Below are 23,713 nucleotides of genomic sequence, written 5' to 3'. Positions count from 1 at the left end.
TCTTAATATTATTGGTGTCAAAGAGTTGTCATTTATGCTGGCCTCATCTGACGACTAAATTATCCCCATAGAATTTTGTTTACTTTTTCAGCTTTCGTTTACCAGTAGGCTGATACACTACTTATCCATAGAGGTGTTTTCTGTGCATAAGGATTGAATATTATACTGTGTGAGGCGATTTCTAACAAGAACTAGCTTTAACTCTTTTAATTTAACTAAATCATATGATTAAGTACGGCTTTTTTATTGCAGGTCTTTTGATCTGTAGTTTTACCAATTATGGGCAGGTAAGCCCAATTTATGAAAAGGTAATCCCTCCATCACCAGAGGCAACGAGTATTGCAAAGTATGGCAATACACCGATCAGCTATAATACTGGTACTCCGAATATTTCAATACCGGTCTACACCATAAAAGGCGAAGATATTGAACTCCCCATAAGTCTTACATATGATACTAAAGGTCATAAGGTGGAGGATGTTGCCAGTTGGGTAGGTTTGGGATGGACGCTGTCGGCCGGAGGGGTAATAGCCAGGACCGTTCGTGGCAGACCAGATGAACATAATTTTGGCTATTTTAATCAGAGAGATCGATGGGAAACACTAAAAGATCAGGTTTATAATACAGATAATTTTGTTGGTCATGCAAAATATCAGTTTCAAACCGATGTGGCAAGTGGAAAGTTTGGGCTAACTCCTGATGCCTTTACGTTTAATTTTGGTGGATATTCAGGTACCATAACTTTTAAATATATTAATGATGGTTCCGGTTTTGAGTTTTACCCCATGGTATCTCCGTTTCAGGATATTAAAATTCAACACCCCTTCGAAGGCACTACCAATGGGAATTGGATAATCAGCACCCCTGATGGCCTCAGATATACTTTTTCGGATAAGGAAACAAATGATACCCGATCTACTAATGGCCTTGTAGTATCTGCATGGTATTTAAGTACTATCGAAAGTATTAATACACATGAAAAAGTCATCTTTAACTATGGAACGAATGGAACTCATGTGGTTGATAATGGAAATATGTATCAAGTGAGTACCACTACACTTCAGGGCACCGGTAATAGTTCATCATGCGAATACCCTGATCCTTATATAGAGACTGATGATCCTGATCATGTAACAACTCTCTATTTAAGTTCCATATTCTACTATCCGGATATTTCTATTCAGAATGACAGTTATATTAAAGTAACACTGAACTCCGTAGCAGGTAGATCATGCGAACGCGTTGTAAATTATACTCCTATTTTGAGGAAGCTGAATAATATTCTTGTCAACTCCCATCAACCTGGAGGGGCTAGCTCATTAATCAAAAATGTTGACTTTGAATACGGGGTTTATGGAAACCCTGCTGATTGTAACAGTAGTAATAGGTTAAGGCTTGACGCTGTTACGGAATCTGGTAAGCCTCCATATCAGTTTGAGTACAGTAGTAATACACTTCCGGAATATGGCTTTATGTCTGACCATTGGGGATATTGGAATGGAGAGGGCAGGCCTGCGAACAATTCCTTCATTCCAAAGTTGTCCAGAGAATATGAGAAGTTATATATAAATAATGGATTGGCATCAGCTAATAGAGAAACGAGTCATATATATAGCCTGGTAGGGTTGCTCAGTAAAATTACATATCCTACCGGTGGCTCTACAATGTTTGAGTTTGAAACGCATTCAGGTCAGGGGTATATCGATAATTATCATTTGCCAACGGTTATTTCTGTAACTGCCAAAAGTGATATTGAGAACCATGGGACGATGTCGGCAGATGAGCTTGCATTCAGAGAACTATGGAATGATGGTGACACTGAGATCCCGGATGGCATGCCTAATGTAAGGCTCATGAGGTTTACGATTGATGAGGGGCAATATGTAAAAGTTAGTTACTCTATATCACCTTCAGCAAATTATCAAGAGCCCATAGGCGCTCGATTGTACAACTGGCCGGTGGTTGATAAACTTCAACCCATAAGTTTTAATCCTGCCATTGAAAAATTCTTGCCGGCAGGCAATTATGTACTGGTAGCTATGGTTGGTGAAAATCATAATGGAGTTACTGTTTCAGCTTCTATGGATTATTATAAAGTGGTGGACAATTATTTTGTCAAGGATAGGTATTATGGAGGAGCACGAATTAAAAAAATAACGGATTATGATCCTGTTGACCCTGATAATCCAGTGATTACCGAATTTCGTTATTACAAAGACTATGCGAAATTTTTGACTACCGGTAATAGTGGTGACGGACTTGCATGGGAGGGCCCGTTGCCCACAGATAACAATGGCACAGTAGGGGGTACTTCCGCAGAAGAGGAGCCTCAACCTACATCCAGTGCTACTATCTTTTATTCCCCTGAGTATTTTGTAGACGATATTTGTGATGGACAACTTATAGTTTCTGCATATAGTAGCCATCCTTTTGGCCTAATCAAGGGACACCATATCGGATATTCTGAAGTGGCAGTGATCAGGAATGGGGGTGAAAACTATGACAATGGTATAACCATATACAAATTCATAAACAGTCCAAACCCTGATGTCAGGGACTTGCAAAAAGAGGAGGCTCATTATGATGCCGATCTTAATCTACTTAATAAAACTATCTATGAATATGCCGATAGCTATAGTGAAAACACAACCGGTTTTATCTTTAAGATAGATCAGGTAAGGGTTTTGTTTGATGATGGAGAAGGCTCCCTGCATTATTATTATTTCTCTGATAAAATGCCTGAAACCAACTATAATTATGGGGCATTTTGGAGACACCTGATCAAGCAGAGTGATTATAGTTATACGCTCAATGGTGGCGAGTATCTGAAAGAAACATCTTTTGAGTACGGTACTGAAAATTACAACTTCAAAAATCAGGTTCACTATCAATTTCTAACGAAGCAAACCGAAACGATTAATGGAGGAGTGTTGAATAGCTACTACCTGTATCCTCCACAATATTCAGGCACTCTCTACACTCAAATGATCAATGACTACAACTATTCTCATTTGATAAAGAGCTACTCAGAGGTGGAGCCTGAGAATGGAACCCCTCAGGTAATTGCGGGAAACAGCTATGACTACCAAAAGATTGGCGACAGGTATGTACCTGAAAAGGAATATGTTTTAAACAGGGAAACCTTGCAGTATGAGACTAATCGTGTTTTTGCACATGATACCAAAGGTAAACTTGTTGGCATTCGCAATTTGAGAAATGGTATCAATACAGCCTATCTGTGCGATGCCCGAGGACGAAATTTGGTGGCTGCCGTTAAAAATGCATTACCCGAGCAAGTTGAGTATTGCAGCTTTGAGATGTTTACCCGCAGTACATGGACAATAGGCAATACCATTGAAGATACGGATGCTGTAACAGGCAACCTGGTTAAAGATCTTAATTCAGGTACGGTAACATTTGCGGGAGGTTTGGCAGCTGGAACTTATAAAGTGACCCTCTTTGCAAAGAATGGATCAGTAACAATTAATGGTGTTCAAAAGAATGCCGCTTCCGAATGGACATTTCTGACCTGGGAAGTTAGCAATGGTGCGTTTGCAATTAGTGGTACCGCGACTATTGATGAAGTAAGGGTCATGCCACTGAATGCCTATGTGCAGTTCAATACCTTTAAAGTGGATGATTTTATTGGCGTTAATTCGAAATCAGATCCCAATGGTATCTCAACCTATTTTAAATATGACAGCCAGCACAGGCTGGATCATATCAGGGATAATAATAAAAATATTACTACTAAATACGAATATGGATACTATAATGACTAAAGTTAAAGCATTGCTAATATTATTGGGTATTGTAACTCTGTCAGTTAATGCTTTGGCACAGGTGCCCGCTACGATGAAGCTTGAGAGCTCTGAAGCCATTAGTGGTGAACAGAAATTTCCGATAGAGTCAACGATTGAAATCTCAGGGGGGAATATAGTATGGACACAGTTTAGTCAAAGCGGTAGCAGCCAGGAGGTCCGGTTTGTAGTCTCAGAGGTTAGCGGTGATTGGGATCAAAGCACCAATCAGGGTGTATTGACCTACGCTGTGGAAATTGATGGTAGCACTAAGGAGGTTATTATCGATAGTACTGCCGACTTAACGGAAGTCAAAATCGATCCTGATAACCAGTACGCTATCCGGGTGGTTGTGCATACCATTTCCTATAATTAATTCGTGTTGAGCATTAATTCATTAATAATGATAAGATTTTTACTTTCTATAGTTGTTACCCTGATCACATGTTCTGTTTATGCCGGTGTTATTAGCGGGCCAACGAATGCAGACGCGGACGTGGAATTGATGTATACATACTCCGATGAGTTTCTTCAGCTTAGGCCTAACTGGGAAGTTACCGGAGGTGTTATCACCTATCAGGGAACTATGATGCCTGACAATGACCCGGAAGCTAAAGTAGCTTATGTTGTTAGGATAAAGTGGAACTATGTTAGCTCCGGTACAATCAAATTTAAAAATGGAGATCTAGTTAAAAGTACACTTACGGTGATCATAGATGTACCACCGGCAACTCCTCCGAATCCGACAGCATCAACAAATTTATGTGGTAGTAAAACCCTTACCCGTCAGGGTACACCTCCCTCGGAAGTGACATGGTACTGGCAAACCACTTCAAATGGAACCAGCACGGCCTTAGGTTATGGCAGCACTTATGTGGCTAATAGCTCAGGAACATACTATCTGCGAGCAAAAAGTGGCAATAGCTGGAGTCTTGGGTCAGGTTCGGTATCTGTTTCGGTTATAAACCCTGCCATGCCACCGGTACCTACCGTATTGTACAATTGCGGATTGGCTACATTGTCAAGAGAGACGCCTCCGGAGGGACTAACATATTATTGGCAGACACAAGCAGAAGGAACAGATATTTCTGATTCAAGGGAAACAAGGCCTGCCACAGCAGGTACGTATTATCTAAGAGCTAAAAACGAGAATTGTTGGGGGCCTTCATCGAGTGTAACAGTCATTGGTGATAACCCAATTGACCCTGTAAATGTAGCTTTAGGGCAGCAAATAACTTATTATGTTGATAACTCAGGTTCTGCCGGTGTCTGGTGGCATGCTAATGAAGGTACTACAATATTAAATACCTACTCCGAAGGCACAAGGTATTATGCTGATGTGCGGTGGGATCAGCTCGGTGACGGGTACATTAAAGGATGTTCCGGTCCTTTCAAAATCAATGAAGTCTTTGTAGAGGTAATTCTTCCTGCACCTGATGTTGAAATGCAATGTGGAAAAGCTATTCTTACGAGAAAAGGGGCGCCTGAGGGGTGTGAGACCTGGCACTGGTACAGAGCAGGCAATTCCTCTTCATTAGGTTCAGGGCCTACTCTTACCGTAACAACTTCAGGTACTTATTATCTTAGACCAAAACAGTGCGATGGCACTTTGTCCAGTGTTGGCTTTACCGCGGAGGTAAATATTGATCCTTTGCCTGTTGCCTCTGCTGATGTAAGTGTTGAAGACCTTATAAATCCGGGCTTTGTCACTATGACGGTAAATGATGCTAACCCGGCTTATACCTATCACTGGTATAGAAATGGCATTAAGGAATACGAAGGTACCACATACAGGGCTTTTTGTACCGAGACCAGTACTTTTGATGTTTATAGTGTTAAAGACGGTTGTTCAAGTGCGGTAGCGAAATCTGTTACCAGCAATGTCTTCCTCATCCCTGTAATACATGTAGATGGTTCGCTTTTTATAAAGAATGGTGAGCAAACCCGTCTTTACATTGATAATAATAACGTTTTTAACCATTACCAATGGGTAAAGGATGGTAACAATATTAGCGGAAGCACTCAGCCTGAGCTGAATGTATCTGTACCCGGCGTTTACCATTTGGCAGTAAGTTTAAATGGAACGGACTATTTTAATACCCGGTCGGTAAAAGTGGTCGCACTGGGCAACAGTCCGGACGACTCATCAGCACCGATACTGCAAAGTAATGTCCCCACAGCTACTTTAGGGACATCTGATGTCAATTTTGTAAGAACATATACATTCAAAACGCCATCAAATGATTTGAGGGTAATAGGTACTGTCCCTGATCTCCCTGTTGAGCAGGTCAATGTTTCAACGCAATATATTGATGGTTTGGGACGACCGGTGCAAACGGTGGTTAAGCAGGGTTCTCCAGGGAAAAATGATATCATTCATGCCGTAGCCTATGATAAAGGAGGGAGGCAGTATAGAGAATACCTACCTTATGTAAGTGCTTCCGGTCTTGGTGCATACAGAAATAATCATTTGCTGGAGCAATATGATTTCTACAGAAATCTGGACAATACCAGCCCGGGGTCACTTGCTTATAAAGTTGCCCGTACCGGTGTTGCTTATGCCGAAACACGATTTGAAAATTCACCATTGGATAAAGCCCTTGAAGAGTCGGCACCTGGTGAGTCCTGGAGACTGGGGAGCGGGCATACTACCCAAAGCGATGTGAGGCCCTATAACGCTGCCGATGACCAGGTAGTAACCCGGTGGTCCGTGATTGATGATCAGCTGGTGCATCAGGGATATGTTTACAGTGGTGAGTTGATGGTAGAGGTCGCGGTAGATGAGCACGGTCAGGAAGTGCATGAGTTTACTGATAAGCTGGGAAGAACGGTGCTCAAGCGAGTTAATGGTAACAACCGGGGAGACTGGCTGGATACATATTATGTCTACGATATGTTTAGTAACCTTCGGTATGTATTACCTCCGGAGTGTTCGGCAAAGATCGTTGATGGCTTCAGTTGGGCTACTGACTTCGGCATTATTGATAACTGGGCATTTCAGTATAAATATGATGGGAGGGACCGCATGATATCCAAAAAGGTGCCTGGTGCAGAAGCAATGTATCTGGTATATGACAATAGGGATAGACTGGTACTTACCCAGGATGGAAACCAGCGTTTGCATGGAGAGTGGGCCTTTACCAAGTACGATGAGGTAAACAGGCCGGTCATGCATGGGGTTACAGAGATGTTCGGCTCTTTAGATGATGTGCGCAATGCCGTAAAGAATCACCCCGTTTTGTTTGAGCAAAGAGGAGATGAGATGTTCGGGTATACTAACCAGGCCTTCCCGGTAGATACGCTCGTTGAAAATTATTACCTGATCACCTATTATGATGATTATGAATTTTCTTATGCAGACAGCCTGGCTTTTGAGCCTGAGCTGGGGCATACGGCACCGTTTGACCGAGCCGTGGGTCTGGTTACTGGTACCGTTGCCAAAGTATTAGGCGATTTCAAATGGCTGAAGTCCGTAACCTATTACGACGATGAATACAGGGTAATTCAAATACAGGAAGAAAATCAGCAAGGAGATGTTAATATAACTTCCTACAGGTACAATTTTTCAGGGGACCAGGTGGAGGTAAAAACTTCCGGTAAGGATGTTACTGTAATTTATGATATGTCCTATGATCACTTAGGTCGACTGGTAGATACTTACCATTCCATCGGCTCATATGAAAAAGTGGAGTGGAAGGATCTTGTAAATATGACTTATGAGACCGAAGGCATTGTGAAAAATGCAGGTGTGAATAACTGGAATGGCGGAGCGGCTTCTTTAAATCAGTTGCCTATGGATGAAGATGGAGCTTTAGCGCTTACGGCTGAGGTTGTAGACTATCATAGGATGATCGGTTTATCTCCATCCAATGCCAACGAACATTGGAACACCATCCAATACGCTTTCTTTTTAAGAAGTGATAGCACATTTCAGGTTAGAGAAAAAGGTTCTGCTAACCTGCTGTCAGGTGTTCATAAATATAAGGTCGGCGACAAGTTCAAGATTGAAAGAAAAAACGGTTCAATACAGTACTTTCATAATGACCAATTACTAAGAACCGTTAGCGCTCTCAATACAGCTTTACTGGTAGATGTAAGTGTTTACTCTGATGGATACATTTTAGAGGATGTGCATTTGAGTAAGCTTCAAAGAGTGTTGCTTTCGCATAACGAGTACAATGAAATAGGGGAGCTGATAGAGAAAAACCTGCATAGTGAAGATGACAAAGCCTCATTTGCGCAAAGCGTGGATTACGCTTATAACCCAAGAGGTTGGCTGACACATATTAATAACAGCGAATTGTCGGAGACTGAAGTGCTAAGCCCTAATGATTATTTCGGTATGGAACTGATGTATGATCATGGCTTTGAGCAGCAACAGTACAATGGTAACGTAGCCGGGGTAAAATGGAAAACATTGGGTAAGTCTGAAAGCAAAGCCTATGGTTATGTTTATGATGGACTTAACCGCTTGAGGTTGGCAGACTATGTTGAAGGCCAGACCGGTGCATGGACATTAAAACAGGGAGGATATAACGAGTACATTCAAGGTTATGACCGCAATGGAAACATACTTGGGTTGACGCGTTACGCGGACCACGATGGTCCGGAGGTGATTGACCAGCTGGAGTATAATTATGGACAAGGCGCTGACCATGCCAACAGGCTGCTCCATGTGGCTGAAAATGATCTTCTGACCTATAAGGAAGAAGGATTTAGGGATATACAAGGTGATGATTATGTGTACGATGCCAATGGTAATATGATTGTTGATGCCAATAAAGGTATAGATCAAATTACCTATAACCACCTTAATCTACCTGTTAAAGTAATCAAAAATGATAATGATTATGTTGAATATATCTATAATGCTCAGGGGAAAAAACTGGCACAAATCATTTACGAATACGGATATACAACCCGGACAGATTTTGTGGGAGAATTTATTTACGAGAAGGTCCTGGATTCAGAGCCTGCATTGCAACTTATCCAGCATGATCAGGGGCAATTGATGGCAAAAGAAGGTGAAGAGGGATTTGAGTATCAGTATCATATCAAAGATAACTTTGATAACACAAGGGTAATATTTACGGCCAACCCTGACACTTTAATATTCTCAGCTTCCTTTGAATCAGAGGTGGGCACGGATGAAGAAAATCTGTACACCAATATACCCGAGACAAGAGTCACATTTAGCACGGCTGATGCCAATGATGACGGTGGTGATCAGGTGGTACGACTCAATGTTTCATCTCCGGTAGGCCCATCAATTAGCTTGCCACTGGGAATCGGCGATGAAGTTGATATTGAAGTTTATGCGTATTATGAAGGTGGAGATGGATATTCTTCCCTACAAAATCCTACTGCTATGATTAGCGCTATTGCAGGTGCTTTTGGCGGTGTAAATGGAGGTAACACCTACGAACAGTCTACCTACGATGCATTTAACAATGTAAATAATGGTAATGCATTACTTAGCGGCACCTCCAGCGATACAAGGCCTGCTGCCTACCTCAACTATATTATGTTCGATGAGAACATGAATCTACAGAAATTTGGTCATGCACAGGTTCTGGAAGAGGCGGGAAGTCATAAAAAAATCGCTATAGAAAATATTGTGGCTGATAAGCCTGGCTTTATTTATATCTACCTTACCAATGAAAGTAATACGGAAAATCCAGTATACTTTGACGATATGAAAGTCACTCTTCGGGAGCACCCAGTGATACAAACGGATGATTATTTTCCTTTTGGGTTGTCATTTAATGGATATAAAAGGCTGGTTTCCGATTATAAAGGATCATATTCCCAGAAGGGTACAGGGTGGAAGGATCTTGGTTTCAGGCAATATGAACCAGTTACCGGAAGGTTCCTCACCATTGATCCCCTTACTGAATTGCAATTGGATCAGAGTCCCTATCAATATGCTGGTAACGATCCTGTAAATAACAAAGACCTTTTGGGCCTTTTGATTGAGGATAACAGTTGGAAGATGAGGAATGGCAATAAAAAAGCAACGGGTCCGAAGGAAAAAGATAAAAAGGATAAAGCCAAAGTAAAAAAAGTGAAGGTGAAATCCCGAGGCACGCATACTAAAAGAAAAATGTATGTATATGTGACCAAGGGTAAGAAGAGAAAGCAGAGTAGAGGAGATAAAAATGATGGGTCATCAGGTTCCGAGGATGAGTCTGCTTCAAATGAGAATAGTTCAGAACAAAAGGACAACTTAGCAAAGAGTGATCTTAGCACGATGGATGTAGTTAATAGGTTAATTGCCTATGGAGTTGGGAATGAAGCCGATCAGAACTACAAGGAACAAGCTATTAAAAATAAAATTGATCGCGTACATGGACCATTGTTTTCTGGAAATAATATTGAAAATAAATCACCACGATACAGACCGTCTTCAGATTCAGGGACTCCGTCTATAAGCACCGACCAGTCCGGCTTATCAGGTCATGTGCAATACTGGCATGAGAAAGGTGTGAATCAGCCTGAAGTAGCGAAATTTGAACACCTGGCAGGTAACCTGCCTTTTGGTCAGGCCCTGGCATTGCATTATAAGCTATTGATACAGTCGAAGCATCCGTTTTCTTCCAGCTTTAAAAGGGCTATAGATGCCAGAACCACTTACAGTCAGTATGACGATGAGGCGTTTGACCAGGCAGAACCTGTGCATGTAACGGTAAAAGATGGAGGATATACTGTTGATTATGAAAATGACGGTATTAATGGCGTGCTTAGTGATCTTTATATAGAGGTAAATATGGGGGAAGACCACATAGACCTGTTAAATGTTAATAAGGTTGACATTACAGCAAGTGGTTCCGTAGAAGAGCAAATGATTTTTTTGAAGGCAGGTAAATTTATCCGAGACTTGCTTAACGAGGCCATTCAGCAGCAGGAGATTGTTGTGCCTTCTGAGATACAGGAGTATCTGGATGCTAATCATGACCTGATACAGGACGAGATTAACCGCATTAAAAACCGGATACTGGCCGATGGCGATCTACATGACTTTGTAGGTATCGACCAGGCCGAGAGTGATAAGCTTAAAAACTCCATGAGTACATTTGAAAGCGAACCGTTCGGACTGGATGCAGAGGTTATGATTGTTGAAGAAGCCTATTTTGACATCATAGTGGATGATTATAATCTTGGCGTAAGGAGTACAAATAAAGATGTGACCATGATCCTGGCCAAAAAAGAGGATGGCACATATGAGCGGCATTTGGTATATCGTGATGACCTGTTTGTACTGCCAACAGAGAAAAAATATGACGATGGTACCGTGGTAGCTCTGCCTCATGATGCAACGGTTATGGCTGAGTTTGAAGCTCGCAGAGATGAGGCCATACAGTCGGCTATAGACTATAACAATACACAGGTTTACAGCAACTACTCTGGGGATGTGGTGGATATAGTAGGAGAAATTACCTTTGAAAACAGATCTCTGGAATGGACAGACGATGAAGGAAATGCACGAACCTTACTCATATACGAAATCTATGATGATGGCGGTTTTTTGGCAACAGATGGTGAAGTCAGTGAGACCTTCAGTCCGGCTAATGATCCCAATATAGATGTTCCCAGCCAACTTGAAGGCACTACGGCCGATGCGGATGAACCTGTATTAAATATTTTTGAGAAGACCATGCTTGTGGTTAAAGCAGCTAAAGATCTGCTGGATGATGTTGGCATTGAAGAGTCGCATTGGTACGAGCAGGGTGGAGTCTCCAACACCTGGGGGATTTGGGTGCCTGATCCGGCGGCAGGAGTAGGAAACAGTGCGTTGGATGAGCTGAAAAGTATCCCTGAAATGGTCGCTTTCGGATTGTCGATGTTTGACAAAAAGACCCGTCAACAATTGATAGAGTCTATAATTTCCATTGATTTCTCAACCTTAGAAAATATGTACTACGGTAAAATTGCCGAATATGAGAAGTCAGCTCAATATGCTGGTTTTTATGACACTTCTGCCATCATTTTTTCTATACTTACAGGAGGTAAGAAAGTTTTTGACGAGCTATCAACCATTTTAAAGAAAACTGGTAAATTAGGCAAAATTGATTGGGCGACGGTTAAAGGAAAAGGCTTTGATGATGTAACAGCCCGTAGATTTGGAGAGGATATAGCAGCGAATGACGAGTTGGCCGAGGCATTGGCTGAGAATGCGGATTTGGCTGATGGGTGGAAGAAGATGGATGAAATTGATCCTGATAATCCACTTAAAAAAAATCCGGAATTTTTGAGTCATGTAAATGACTGGGATGGTGCAGGGGCAACACTCTCCAAAAATTTAGATGGCAATCTTAATTTGACAGATGCGGCGGGAAAGAAAATTGCAGAGATTAAGAACGGTAATGTGTTGCCTGAAAAGTATGGAGATGGTACACCGATTGGTGAGCCAAAGAATGGCTATCAGCTTGTAGATGATGGTGGTGAGCTAAAGATGAAGCGTACACCTGATACGTCTGGTTACAATGCGGATGATCTTACAAAGCTTACTGAGCATCCAGATGCTCACGTATTAGAAAGACATGGCCATGATGTTACCAATGATGCCTTAATAAAAAGGGTAGAGACAGGAATTGCTCCAGATGGTGCTGTGCAACAGGTGTCAAATTATGCCTCACGGTTCAATAGCCCTGAAATGGTAAAAGAAGCTTTGGAGAATGTTAAGCCTGGAACCCCCGCTTTTACCGCTAAGATTCAAGACCCAATTTCTGGAAATTGGATTGTGGAACATCCCGGAAATTTTGGAGTTGGATATGGTAAAAATGTTGGCAATGGATTGCAGCAGATGTCTAAAGTAACTGCCGTATATGAAGAAGTTTCTTCAGGGGTTTTTCAGTTAGTAACAATGTATCCAAATAAGTAAATGGAAGATTTAATAGTGTTTTTTAGAGGTTATATGTCTTTATCTGAATGGGGCTACTCTATCGATAAGATAATTAATAAGCTGGAGAGACATAACCCTGGTTTTAGTAAAGAAGGTTTGAAGTCTAATTTGATTGAAAAATTAAATGATAACTCTTTTGATTGGATAAAAATTGCATTAGAGACAAAATTTGTTCCTACCGCCGATGACATGCCACCAAGAGAGTTCAAGATAGATGATCTGTTGATATACTCTGGTTTGGTGGGTACAATTTCAAATAGAGAGGCTAAGTTGGCAGAAGAAGAGAGAGAAAAATTAAGCGATCAATTGAAGGATATTGAAATTCACAGTTTTTCCAATATACATGAATTAATGGACAGCGAGCAATTCTCTTGGCTTAGGTTTGCAACCAAACATGACTATAAGTTGGCCTTTGGAGAAATCTATTACACAAAGGAAGATGTGGTTTTTCATGTTAAGAAAGCAGCTTGGGAATATCTTTTTCCCGATACACTGGATCAGGAACGGATGGAATTGATAAGTCATGAATGTAACAAGTTACTGAAAGGGTACACAGCTAACGATGGCTGGATGGATATGGACGAAATGGTAGAGGTTGTTTCCCAAACATATCCAGAAGTGGATATATACCTTTTATCAAAAGTTAATTGGGATAAGAAGATCCAAAGCCTTAATCATTTTAGGAATCCTATTGCTTTGGGATTTAAAAGGCATCTACTTTAGTTCTAGCTTATGAGTGGAAGTCCCCCAATATGCGGGTACTTATGATGCTGTAACTTTAATTGCGGCTGTTTTGACTGGGGGAAGAAGCTTTTTGATAAAGTGGCCGATGTATTTAAGAAACTGGTAAATTAGGCAAGATTGATTGGGCTACCATAAAAGGAAAAGGCTTTGATGATGTAACAGCCCGTAGATTTGGAGAGGATATAGCAGCGAATGACGAGTTGGCCGAGGCATTGGCTGAGAATGCGGATTTGGCTGATTCGTGGAAGAAACTCGATGATCTTGGGGATGATGTTCCCGATGGTTGGAAAAGAGATCCTGATTATCTCAAGAAACTGGATGATGTAGTTAAGAATGGGCCGCTTAATAAGCACATATTTGAAGGAGATGTTAAGCCCGTTATTGACCCAAATACTGGTCTGCAAAAATTAGCTCCTGATGGAACCAAGATGTGGAGTGTTTCGGGAGCACACAGCAAAGATGCATTAGACCCAAATAAGTTGAGAATTAAAGGTGAAATTACTCCAGTAGGTAATAGGTATTATAAAGCTAAAGTTGAGGCTAAAGTGGAAGCATTTACTGGTGAGTCTTATTCTCCAAACGACGGTTGGAAAGTGAAATCAAAAGAGTCGACATTTTTTCCAGATTCATGGTCTAAGGAGAAGGTTCAGGCAGAAATGGCTTATGCTTTCAATAATAAGACTTCTTTGGGAGGAAATAAGTATCAAGGGACAATGTCAGATGGAACGAATCTTACAATTTATTTGGATGAAGCAGGCAATGTGAGTTCTGCATTCCCTGAAATATAACAATATGAATAAAACAATAGAAAAGTATCCTGTAAAATTCATTTTTATAGAAAATAGAAAGACATCTGTGTCTGAAAGTTCTGAATATGAAATTTTAGCTCAATACTTAGATATATGGAGAGATCCTAGGGAGATAAAGGAGACTTTATTACCAGGTATAAATTCCGTGTTAGAAGGGGAAGTGAGTTTTGTTGAAATAGGTGCAGATGTAGTGGGGCTTGCTGTTGTGCAGAAAGAAAAAACGGAATTGTGTGGAAGCGAAGTAGGTTATAAAGACTTGATAATGCCTTCCATAGATTTTAGGAACTTAGTAATGGAATGGCTCGAATTTTTGGAGAGCCAAAACAGGTAAACAAAAAACCAGTGCTAGTTGCTGGTTTTTGTCTTCATATGAAACTGCTCAAATACATAGCTCTATTCTTAATTTTCTTTGCAGCGGTTGATGCTGTAATAGGAAAGGACTATGCAGTAGTACATGAAGAAGATCGATGTTCATATGTAGAAGGATTAACTGATTTTAATAAAAAGAAAGAACCGATTGAATCGTCTTCACAAGAAAATGGTATGTTCGGGATTTCTTTGTTCGAGAAGTGCGATTCAGGGGAGCATAATGTGTTTTTTGTTGCTCCCGACTTGGTCGACTCCTGGAGGGGGTTGGATGATGTGGGGGTTGAAGACCAGCCCAGAGGCTTTGGCAAAGACCAATAGGTATCTATATAATGGTCTAACCATTGAGAGTGGTGGAATTGTGAAACAAGCTGATGGTACTGTACTTGGAAAGCTTGATAATAATGATGTTTATAATCCTGGAGAACTAAAAGTTAAAGGAGAGCATTCTTGAAGATATTTCGATCCAGATGATGCAGGTGGGCCAATTATTAAAAGGGGTTGGACGGATGCAAATATAGATTCAGATGGCATTAGTGATGTAGAAAAGCACTTGAACAGGTTTGGGGCTGATCCTGACAATGCAGGGATGATAGAAAGGTTGAAGAATTGAGCGAGGAGAGATCGAAGCAACAGATTATGATAAGCGTTTTTATACACATGAATTGGAAGAGTACGCTAGGTATAAAAATAAAGGAATAGCAGATGGGTAATGATGAGGACTTCTATTATAACGCTTCACGCAGCAAGTTTGGAATCTTATAGCATATATGAAGCTGACGCACCGTTATATCACCCAGGAAATTAATTATGAAAGAGATAACAAACGAAATGCTACTAAAATGCCTTCAGTTTATCCAAGATAATGGAGGAGAAGTATCAAGGTATTCTTTTGATAAGTATATAACTAGGAATATTCTTGTCAAAGAGAGTTTTAATATAGTACCAAAGAAACTTGTAGAGGAAGGGTTTATTAACATAGTCAGAGATGGTAAAGAGGTTAAGATAACTTTAACTCAATTAGGAATTGATAAGGTAGGAAACTCGCACGTATGATGAAAAATAAAAACCAGCCAGAGTACTTGTTTTTGCATTACCAATGAAACTACTCAAATACATAATGCTATTCTTAATCTTCTTTGCAACAATTAATGTTGCTATCGGAAACGTTTATAATATAGTTACTGAAAAAGAGTGGCGTTCATGTGAGGAAGTGTCAACTCACCATTTACAACAGTTTTGACAACGCTTTTGCGTTTTTTGATAATGGTCAAACAAGTAATGATAATGTTCCGGCAGCATATCTTAATTATATTCTTTTCGATGATGAAATGAATTATAAAGATGCCGGGTACCTGCAGGTGTCCGATGATGCCAATTTTAACGTTGAAAAACTAGAGATCGGTGACATAGAAATTAAAGAGGCCGGATACATTTATGCCTATGTGAGCAATGAAAGTGCTACTGATAACTGGGTGTATTTTGATGACCTGAAACTAACGCACAATAGAAGTAAAATCATAAAAAGTGAAGATTTTTATGCTTTAGGTCTTTCGTTCAATCCTTACCATCGCGATAACGAATACTATACAGGTTCAGTAAATACCAGAGGTATAGCGCATGGTATTAAAGATTTAGGCTTTAGGAAGTACGATGCTGTTTTAGGCAGGTTTTATAACATAGACCCTCTTGCTGATCTGCAACTTGAACAAAGCACGTATCAATACGCCGGCAACAATTTTGTCAATAATGAAGACTTGCTGGGCTTGCTGATTGAAGATGGAAGCAAGGTAAGAGAGAGAAATAAACGAGCCAGAACAGGGAAAAATAAAGATAAACGGAAGAAAGATAAAAGAGTGAAGCGAGTGAGGGTAAAAGGCCGTGGTACACACTCCAGGGTAGCGATTAATTTACCTAAAACGAAGAAGCAAAAAAGGCACAGAAAGGTCAACGGGAAAAAGAAAGATAACGGAAAGCAAGATAGAGAAGACGAACAGGATGAAAATACCTCAACCGAAACGGACGATCAGCAAAGCGGAGGTAGCAGAGATCATGTTGCTCGGACAGGTTCTTTTGAAAGCTCGAAGGGTGAAGGTCGCAAAAGCTTTGATGTGCTGGGCAGCCAGGATGAGGAAAGCTTTGTCTTTGGCCCTGCAAGACCCAAGAAAGAAACTTATGCTGCTTCATCCATGCCTGTGAGCGGACCGCAAATACGCCAACCAAGGTTTGTGGGGAGTAGCCAGCGTAAATATGAGAGTGGTACCGATAACAGCGAAAACAACTCCATCGAGAAGGTTTATGCTCAGTTAAAAACACATAAGAGTACTGATACCGGTGCAGGTACGATAGCGCTGGAAAAGCATTACTCCGGTAAAACGGGTTTTGACTATAAACGCGAGGTTTCCGAAAACCTGAAGATGTTTGGGCCAGACCCAGTTGGAGCGGGAGACTACCTGATGAAATTATGGGAAGATCTGGGCTTTAACTATCCCAAAATGTTTGTACACCCTGATAAGGTGGTTGTTGAGGGAGAATATATTATTACCGATAAGGATGGTAATGAAATATCAACGACCTATACCGTTACTTTTAATAATAATGATTCGGAAAGGGAGCTTTTTGATAAACTTACGATATGGGCAGGTAGCGCTGACTATTGGGGGAAAAGCGCCGCTGTAACAGATCAATGGAGGGATAAAATCAACTATCACATCAAAGACCTGAGTAATGCTATACCCGGTGACGAAGGTGGTTTGGTATTATACTCGTACATTGTTGCCGATATAGTTACAGCACCGCTGGTGGCTGCACAAACAATTATTAATGGCAAACACTATAGAACTGATGAGCAGCTTGCAGGCTGGGAAAGGGCACTAGCCATTCTTGACTTGGTGCCCGGTGAGGCACTTGTTAAGGCCGGTATTGTTGGAATGGTTGTGAAGATTGGAGGTAAGGTGGTAGATGTTGCTAAGCTTAGTGCAATTTCCCGAAGGGCTATTGCCAAGGCGATTCAACTTGGAAGTAAGGTATTACCAACCGCCAATGAACAATTCACTTTAATAGGAAAGAGCGGAGCCACAATTGGTGTACTTTTGAAAGAAGGGGCTGATGATGTATTGCGCGTTGCAAATGATGGATGGCTGGATGATGCGGTAACATCCGCTGATGAATTTATAGAAATATCAAAGGATATTGCTGTGAAAGATGGCATTGGAAACGTTATAGGCGAGAGTGTCTATCTTGTTAAAAAAGCTGATGGCACCTCCGGGTTTGTAAAGGCCAGCCAGTTCCAGGAACTTTTAACTGCAAGTTCTCAGAAAATTGGGATTAATTTAGATAATTTAGGTACGGCAGTTGGCTCATCAGGAAATGTTTTGTTAGATAATTCTAAGGTGTATAATGATTTAGATGGACTGGCGAAGGAAGTTTCTTTTGGGGATATTATAGCTTCAGAAAAGGGGCAGAAGTTAGTTTTGGCGGCTGAAAATCAGAAGGCAATAGATGGATTTTATAATGAAACAGGACAAATGTTCCAGTTGAAGACACTGGGAGGTAAAAAACAAATGATAAACGAGATAAACCAAACGTACCAAAAAGCAGTTGAGTTGGGCTTCAATAACATTGACATTAGAATTAATGTGGATATTCCTGTTGTGATGATGAAAAATCACTGGCTAAAAAATGTTCGTCAGCCTAGTCTTTTAATAAAAAATGATGGTGTAGTTGGTGAAATTTGGGTACATGGTAGTGATGGAGTTATTTCTTTGGATTTAGAACTATTAAGAAAATAATATGATTGAACAATCACGATTAATTATACCTATTAATAACAGCTTGCAACTAAGCGAAATAAGTACCTACTCAGATATTTGCATGCTGTCATTTAAAAAGTATAAAGATGAAATTAACATGAAAACTGTTAAAAAACTGCTAGAAGATTTTAGAACTAGTTTTTCCTACATGACCTATAATTCCATCGGTTTAGCCGCTTCTAATATTAATCAGACAAACAGAAATGTCTGGAATAAAAAAAGCGCATTACAGGAATATGGTGATTGGATTAATGGTATTAAGGATAAGGATGTGAGATTAGATGATATAGTTGCTTCCGGAGACTTAAATTACAATTTTGGATTAGTTGATTATAATGATAATACGATTAAAGGAGTTGAAGAATCTATAGGAAACTTTCAGCTTTGGCATGAAAAAGAAGACGGACCAAATCATACTGAGTTTATAGTCTATATCCAGAGAAATCTTTTTAGTGAGTCAATTTACCTTGATAATGGAGCTACAATGTTATTGCCCCAAAAAATTGTCAACCATAACCGGCGCGTAATAAATGCTGGTATTAAGGATTTTTCTGGCTGTTGGACTTGGGACGAAATCAAGTTTGAAAGTGCCAAGCCTTATTATTTGAAGTTTGGCGCTGATGGTTTTGAACTTTAAACTTCAGTAGAAAATTAAACATGATTTTTGATTACAGTAAGAGAGATCATTTGGAGAAGATGATCAGGTATGGTCAAGTTGCAGAGTGGTCATTTATTAGGAGCTACTCGTTATTTAATATGGGTTCATTAACGGAAGACCTAATAAACTTTTCTAAAGCATTTGATTTTATAAGTTACGATACTATAGTTATAGGAAATACTAAGGAGGATTTAGGTGGAAGTAATGTATGGAAGAGTGGTGATGAAAGTTGGGTTAAATGGTTGAAGTCATTGAATGAGAGCACAGCTTTTTATGATATACCTGCTACGGTTAATTTCGGTTTTTACATTGATCTTGTTGACGCACATGATAGAATTGTAGAAACCAGACACGTTGCAAATGCAGGAAATCTAAATTTTTGGAATGATACATATGAAGAAGTGCCTTATGTGGCTCTTACTTTTGATATTAAATTAAATTTATTCGGCCCCAAGTATTATCTAAACGATTATACTGAATTCGAACTTCCGGAGAGGATACATTCTTACAACCGCAAACTATTTAATAAAAAACTTCATCAATATACTTGTGGAGTTCAATGGCGGGATATAGAAATAGAAAGCCGAAAGCCGTTCTATCTTAATATATCGGAATCTGGTTTTAAGCTGTAGATCAGCAGTTCAGATTAGAGATGCGGTATTTCCGCAGCATGGTCCTTCATTGGAAGCTCAAGTACAGCTTTATTGCGGAGAATTGAAATATTAGAGAAATATGGAAGTTTGATCAGGTAGAGCTGATTAGATAGCCCATCTGGGCACGGAAGTTACTTCCGCGATGACTGAAATAAATGAGCCTTGCAGCAATGCGAGGCTTTTTTTATGAATACGTCTGTTTGGCTTTAACATTTTGAAGTAGTCCGTCAAGAGCATAAAGGATGTGTTCCTTGTCACTATTGGGAAGCTTATTAAGTTCCTTCAGGCGTTTTAGCATTACAGGATCTTTAAAGAGTGTATCGTCCTCCGTTTTACCGAGTAAATAACCAACAGTAATATCAAGCAAAGCAGCAATTTTTTAGCAACTTCGATTGAAGGAGTCATCTCGTCCCGTTCATATCTCCCGATAACGGAAGTAGATGTATTGAGCATTTTGGCCAGCTCCCCTTGAGACATTTTTTTATCCTTCCTAAGCTCTGCAATTTTTTCACCGAAAGTAGTCATATCAAAACACTTATACGGGCTATAAATACCCTGTTTTACTACCTACTTCTTTTATATGGGAGTACAACTGGATATAACGGTTTGAAATATGCCACTGATTTCGGAGTGTTTATGCCAGTGATTACGGTTCAAAATATGCCANCTACTTTATGTAAGAAATTAATGATAATCTCGGAAATGCAAAAAAAAACTGTTCCAACACACATTATACCGGTATCCAGTGATACCATATTACTTTTTTCAGAGGTAGGTTTGATTACAAAATTTTCTACATCTAAAACTTACTAATTATGAAAAAGCTTAAGATTGAGCAACTTAAAGTGAAAAGCTTTGTAACTGAAATGCCTACAGGCAAGAGTGAGACTGTAAAAGTGCAGGGGGGAGCATCAGCAACAGTTTGTGGGAAATTGAATTGCCCAACAGTAGTTACTTACGGTTACTGGACATACTGCTGCGAGGATTCCGGTAATTACTGCCAGTAATTATTGATCATGAAGATTAAGAGGCTGGATTAAAGACCTCCTAAACGTAAGTTTGGGAGGTCTTAACCAGCCTCTTTTGATTTATCATGACACTATGCTTTAATAAACTTCTTGGCTGCCTCCTGACCATAGCTGTTATTGATGGTGAAAGTAATAAGTGTTCACTGCAGACCGCTTAATGATGCTCAAAGCCTAGACCGCTTAGATGATGTTCACTGAGGTGAAATATGTTGACTTGTGGGTTTGTTATTTGTATATGTATTTAGAAAAGTGGCCTGGTAGGTTCATATCATGGTAGCAATTTCAACAGGGAAGGAACCTCTATTGGTAGCTAGTAATTGTTTCGAAAAATGGGTGTATAACTTAATGTATATAATGCTACAAAAAATGTGAGATTAATATTAAATTTGCCGCTTATCCAAATCAGATTTTGAAAAGACTACTGCTAATACTGTTACTCTTTTGTTCCTTTATCCAGTTAATGGGACAGGGTGTTTCTTCTCAAGATTCTACAAATACTGTCAAAGAGGAAACTGATTCCACTAATCATAACCGGGGGCAGACTTTATCAGATTCGTTAAAAACGGAATGGTCAGAAGCGATGCCGGATAGTACAGATGCTCAAAAAGCAAAATCATTAGCCAAAAGTGCTTTGAAGGATAGTCTTGATAACAGGTTGGATATTCCTGATGTTGCCATTGACAGTACTACTGCCAGGAAAGCAGAAGGTAAAGCAAAGCAGGTTTTGAGAGATTCGCTGCAACAGTATGTAGATGTTCCAGATATCAGCATTGATTCCACCACGACGGATCAGGTTAAAAGCGAGGCTAAGTCCAGAGCCAAAGCAGCCTTGGAGGACGAACTGGGGGAGGAAATACCGCAGGTTACTATTGATTCCACCATCACTCGGCAGGTAAAGGATGCTGCAGTAAAACGTGCAGAAGAGGAGCTAAAAGGCACCAAAGAGTATGATGCTCTCAATGGAATGGGAAATGAGTCTGAATTGGGGCAGCTGGAAGATTATAAAAACAAGCTGGAGAGTACCCAGGAGGAATTGAGGCAGGCGGCTGCTAAGCAGGAATTAAAACAAAAGATGGCATCTCAAGCAAGAGAATACATCACGCAAAATGCGGATAAAATACAGCAGGTGCAGTCGCAGATGGGGGAGATGAAAAAGAAATACTCCTACATGCCTAATAGCAATGATCTCAGCAGTGCTGTAAAAAGAACATCTTTAAAAGATGAGTCATTTTGGGAGAGACTGGTCATTGGGGGTAATTTTAATATAAGCAAAACCAATCCGTTGAACATCGATCTGTCCCCTACCTTAGGGTATAGAGTGAACAAACTTTTTGAAGTTGGAGTTACGGGGTGTTACCGTAGCCAATTTAAGGCAGATAAGCATAGAGTGACTTCACAAAGCAATGAGGAGGTATATGGGTATAGCGCTTATGCGAATCATATGGTGTTTAAAAATTTCTTTGCCTACCTCGAAGCAGAGAGAATGAGAACAACCACAATGTCTACAGAAATCCCTAAGAGGGAATGGAAGCAGACCTTATTAATAGGCGTGGGGAGAAGGTTCAATGTTGCCAAATGGCTTGAAATGCAAGCCCTTGTACTATTCAATGTGCTTCATGATAATGAAGATGGTTTATACAACAGTCCCGTTGTATTTAAAACCGGCTTTAGGCTAAGGAAGTGATCCGGTATTGGTGACTGGCAGGTTGTGAACTCGTCCATTATGATGAGTTAAATAAAGGGATATACCCGGAGCTCAGTCTTCTTAACCCCTGACGGAAGACCCTCTTACCACAAGTTCTGTTTTCAAAACTTTGGTAACGGAAGTAATTACCTCGTCTTTCTTGGCTTCTATTGCTGCTATAAGCAAGCGCGCTGCTTCCTGTCCCATTTCAAACCCTGGTTGAGCTACGGTCGTAATTGTAGGTTCAGTTAAAGAAGTAAATCTCCAGTTACTAAAACCAACGATACCCATGTCATTAGGAATTTTTAAACCATGCTCTTTAATAGTGATCATCGCACCAAGGGCAGCAATATCATTATTAGCAAAAATGGCATCGGGTCTTTCATCAAGCTCCAGCAGGTGTTCGGTGAGTTTCTTTGCTACATTTTCATCGTCGGAAGCATTTTCAGCAAGAATCAGGCTTTCATCAATAGGAAGCCCGTGCTCTTGCAGTGCTTTTTTGTAACCTTCGAGACGTTGCCTGAACATATGCAGGCTATCCGGGCCAGCCAAATGTGCTATTCTTTTATACCCTTCGTCAATTAGATGCTTAGTAGCTCTATATCCTCCATCAAAATCATCTACTACCACCTTGCTGCAATCTATAGGATCGCATACGCGATCATAAAACACCATAGGAATGCCCCTGTTGTGTAAAGATTCAAAATGGCCGTAGTCAGTTGTTTCTCTTGACATGGATACCAATATACCGTCCACACGATTATTGAAAAGGGCTTTAGTATCCATTACCTCTCGATCATACGATTCATTACTTTGGGCTACCATTACACTGTAACCTGCGGCATAAGCAATATCTTCTATACCACTGATTATAGTAGAAAAGAAAAAATGTACTACCTGAGGGATAACTACACCAATAGTATTGCTTTTGCTACTTCGAAGGCTAAGGGCTATACTATTAGGCTGATAATTCAGTTTTTCGGCTAGTTCTCTAACCTGTTTTTTTGTTTTGGGGCTAATGTCGGGATGATCTTTTAAGGCCCGCGAAACTGTAGAGGGTGAAATATCGAGTTCACGGGCTATATCTTTAATAGTAATTTGATTACTCTTCATTCTAAATCCATTTTTAAGAGGCGTTGGTAAGGGTCAGAAAACATTTTTCAATTTCTACTGTTGGAGAATAATACGCCATGACTTATTCAACTAAATATCAATGCTACTATTTTTAGTTCAAACTTCCAAGAGCCTCGTTTTGAG

At 40.2% G+C, this 23,713-nt stretch carries 17 protein-coding genes; 14 read left to right on the top strand and 3 right to left on the bottom strand.

Features of this window, described 5'->3' with window-relative positions:
- Window positions 1–224 precede the first annotated feature (224 nt).
- The 12 genes from JMN32_RS22460 to JMN32_RS22405 all read left to right on the top strand — a co-directional run bounded on the left by JMN32_RS22460 (window position 225) and on the right by JMN32_RS22405 (window position 19,723).
- Window positions 225–3,782: a hypothetical protein gene (locus JMN32_RS22460; RefSeq protein ID WP_202858626.1), complete on the top strand. Its 3,558-nt coding sequence runs from the start codon at window positions 225–227 to the stop codon at window positions 3,780–3,782.
- Entirely contained in the window at window positions 3,775–4,176 is a 402-nt protein-coding gene (locus tag JMN32_RS22455; RefSeq protein WP_202858625.1) for a hypothetical protein, read from the top strand. Before JMN32_RS22460 ends, JMN32_RS22455 begins: the two co-directional genes overlap by 8 nt.
- A gap of 27 nt (window positions 4,177–4,203) precedes the next feature.
- Window positions 4,204–12,681, top strand: a complete 8,478-nt coding sequence (locus JMN32_RS22450) for a DUF6443 domain-containing protein (protein ID WP_202858624.1) — start codon at window positions 4,204–4,206, stop codon at window positions 12,679–12,681.
- Window positions 12,682–13,425: a hypothetical protein gene (locus JMN32_RS22445; protein WP_202858623.1), complete on the top strand. Its 744-nt coding sequence runs from the start codon at window positions 12,682–12,684 to the stop codon at window positions 13,423–13,425.
- 221 nt (window positions 13,426–13,646) lie between these two features.
- On the top strand, window positions 13,647–14,234 hold the full coding sequence (locus JMN32_RS22440; protein WP_202858622.1) for an EndoU domain-containing protein: 588 nt from the start codon (window positions 13,647–13,649) through the stop codon (window positions 14,232–14,234).
- A 4-nt stretch (window positions 14,235–14,238) separates the two neighbouring features.
- Window positions 14,239–14,586, top strand: a complete 348-nt coding sequence (locus JMN32_RS22435) for a hypothetical protein (protein WP_202858621.1) — start codon at window positions 14,239–14,241, stop codon at window positions 14,584–14,586.
- Entirely contained in the window at window positions 14,553–14,942 is a 390-nt protein-coding gene (locus JMN32_RS22430; RefSeq protein ID WP_202858620.1) for a hypothetical protein, read from the top strand. The genes JMN32_RS22435 and JMN32_RS22430 overlap by 34 nt, the downstream gene beginning before the upstream one ends.
- Entirely contained in the window at window positions 14,926–15,075 is a 150-nt protein-coding gene (locus tag JMN32_RS22425) for a hypothetical protein (RefSeq protein WP_202858619.1), read from the top strand. Before JMN32_RS22430 ends, JMN32_RS22425 begins: the two co-directional genes overlap by 17 nt.
- 356 nt (window positions 15,076–15,431) lie before the next feature.
- Entirely contained in the window at window positions 15,432–15,677 is a 246-nt protein-coding gene (locus JMN32_RS22420) for a hypothetical protein (RefSeq protein WP_202858618.1), read from the top strand.
- Between the two features lie 149 nt (window positions 15,678–15,826).
- A complete protein-coding gene (locus JMN32_RS22415) occupies window positions 15,827–18,412 on the top strand; it encodes an RHS repeat-associated core domain-containing protein (protein ID WP_202858617.1) in 2,586 nt (861 codons plus the stop codon).
- A gap of 118 nt (window positions 18,413–18,530) precedes the next feature.
- Complete coding sequence (locus JMN32_RS22410) at window positions 18,531–19,070, top strand: hypothetical protein (RefSeq protein WP_202858616.1); 540 nt, start codon at window positions 18,531–18,533, stop codon at window positions 19,068–19,070.
- 20 nt (window positions 19,071–19,090) lie between these two features.
- Window positions 19,091–19,723 carry a hypothetical protein gene (locus JMN32_RS22405; RefSeq protein ID WP_202858615.1) on the top strand — a complete coding sequence of 211 codons (633 nt, stop codon included), beginning with the start codon at window positions 19,091–19,093 and terminating at the stop codon, window positions 19,721–19,723.
- 205 nt (window positions 19,724–19,928) lie between these two features.
- Here JMN32_RS22405 and JMN32_RS27420 read toward each other — a convergent pair whose 3' ends face one another.
- Both JMN32_RS27420 and JMN32_RS27415 read right to left on the bottom strand, forming a co-directional pair.
- Window positions 19,929–20,111 carry a hypothetical protein gene (locus JMN32_RS27420; RefSeq protein WP_238354623.1) on the bottom strand — a complete coding sequence of 61 codons (183 nt, stop codon included), beginning with the start codon at window positions 20,109–20,111 and terminating at the stop codon, window positions 19,929–19,931.
- Entirely contained in the window at window positions 20,042–20,221 is a 180-nt protein-coding gene (locus tag JMN32_RS27415) for a helix-turn-helix domain-containing protein (RefSeq protein ID WP_394369189.1), read from the bottom strand. The genes JMN32_RS27420 and JMN32_RS27415 overlap by 70 nt, the downstream gene beginning before the upstream one ends.
- 338 nt (window positions 20,222–20,559) lie before the next feature.
- Between JMN32_RS27415 and JMN32_RS22395 the strand changes: the two genes are divergently transcribed.
- Window positions 20,560–20,751 carry a pinensin family lanthipeptide gene (locus JMN32_RS22395; protein ID WP_202858614.1) on the top strand — a complete coding sequence of 64 codons (192 nt, stop codon included), beginning with the start codon at window positions 20,560–20,562 and terminating at the stop codon, window positions 20,749–20,751.
- A 430-nt stretch (window positions 20,752–21,181) separates the two neighbouring features.
- Complete coding sequence (locus JMN32_RS22390; protein WP_202858613.1) at window positions 21,182–22,456, top strand: hypothetical protein; 1,275 nt, start codon at window positions 21,182–21,184, stop codon at window positions 22,454–22,456.
- 81 nt (window positions 22,457–22,537) lie between these two features.
- Here JMN32_RS22390 and JMN32_RS22385 read toward each other — a convergent pair whose 3' ends face one another.
- Window positions 22,538–23,569: a LacI family DNA-binding transcriptional regulator gene (locus JMN32_RS22385; protein WP_202858612.1), complete on the bottom strand. Its 1,032-nt coding sequence runs from the start codon at window positions 23,567–23,569 to the stop codon at window positions 22,538–22,540.
- Window positions 23,570–23,713 lie beyond the last annotated feature (144 nt).

This window comes from Fulvivirga marina (assembly GCF_016775155.1).
GTDB lineage: Bacteria > Bacteroidota > Bacteroidia > Cytophagales > Cyclobacteriaceae > Fulvivirga > Fulvivirga marina.
Note: the sequence above shows the minus strand (reverse complement) of the source record. Positions and strands in the feature narration are given on the sequence as shown.

Bases quoted from the DNA above. Each gene is read 5' to 3' on its own strand.
- JMN32_RS22460 (WP_202858626.1), top strand. From the start codon at position 225: ATGATTAAGTACGGCTTTTTTATTGCAGGTCTTTTGATCTGTAGTTTT.
- JMN32_RS22455 (WP_202858625.1), top strand. From the start codon at position 3,775: ATGACTAAAGTTAAAGCATTGCTAATATTATTGGGTATTGTAACTCTG.
- JMN32_RS22450 (WP_202858624.1), top strand. From the start codon at position 4,204: ATGATAAGATTTTTACTTTCTATAGTTGTTACCCTGATCACATGTTCT.
- JMN32_RS22445 (WP_202858623.1), top strand. From the start codon at position 12,682: ATGGAAGATTTAATAGTGTTTTTTAGAGGTTATATGTCTTTATCTGAA.
- JMN32_RS22435 (WP_202858621.1), top strand. From the start codon at position 14,239: ATGAATAAAACAATAGAAAAGTATCCTGTAAAATTCATTTTTATAGAA.
- JMN32_RS22430 (WP_202858620.1), top strand. From the start codon at position 14,553: ATGGCTCGAATTTTTGGAGAGCCAAAACAGGTAAACAAAAAACCAGTG.
- JMN32_RS22420 (WP_202858618.1), top strand. From the start codon at position 15,432: ATGAAAGAGATAACAAACGAAATGCTACTAAAATGCCTTCAGTTTATC.
- JMN32_RS22410 (WP_202858616.1), top strand. From the start codon at position 18,531: ATGAAAACTGTTAAAAAACTGCTAGAAGATTTTAGAACTAGTTTTTCC.
- JMN32_RS22405 (WP_202858615.1), top strand. From the start codon at position 19,091: ATGATTTTTGATTACAGTAAGAGAGATCATTTGGAGAAGATGATCAGG.
- JMN32_RS27415 (WP_394369189.1), bottom strand. From the start codon at position 20,221: ATGTCTCAAGGGGAGCTGGCCAAAATGCTCAATACATCTACTTCCGTT.
- JMN32_RS22395 (WP_202858614.1), top strand. From the start codon at position 20,560: ATGAAAAAGCTTAAGATTGAGCAACTTAAAGTGAAAAGCTTTGTAACT.
- JMN32_RS22385 (WP_202858612.1), bottom strand. From the start codon at position 23,569: ATGAAGAGTAATCAAATTACTATTAAAGATATAGCCCGTGAACTCGAT.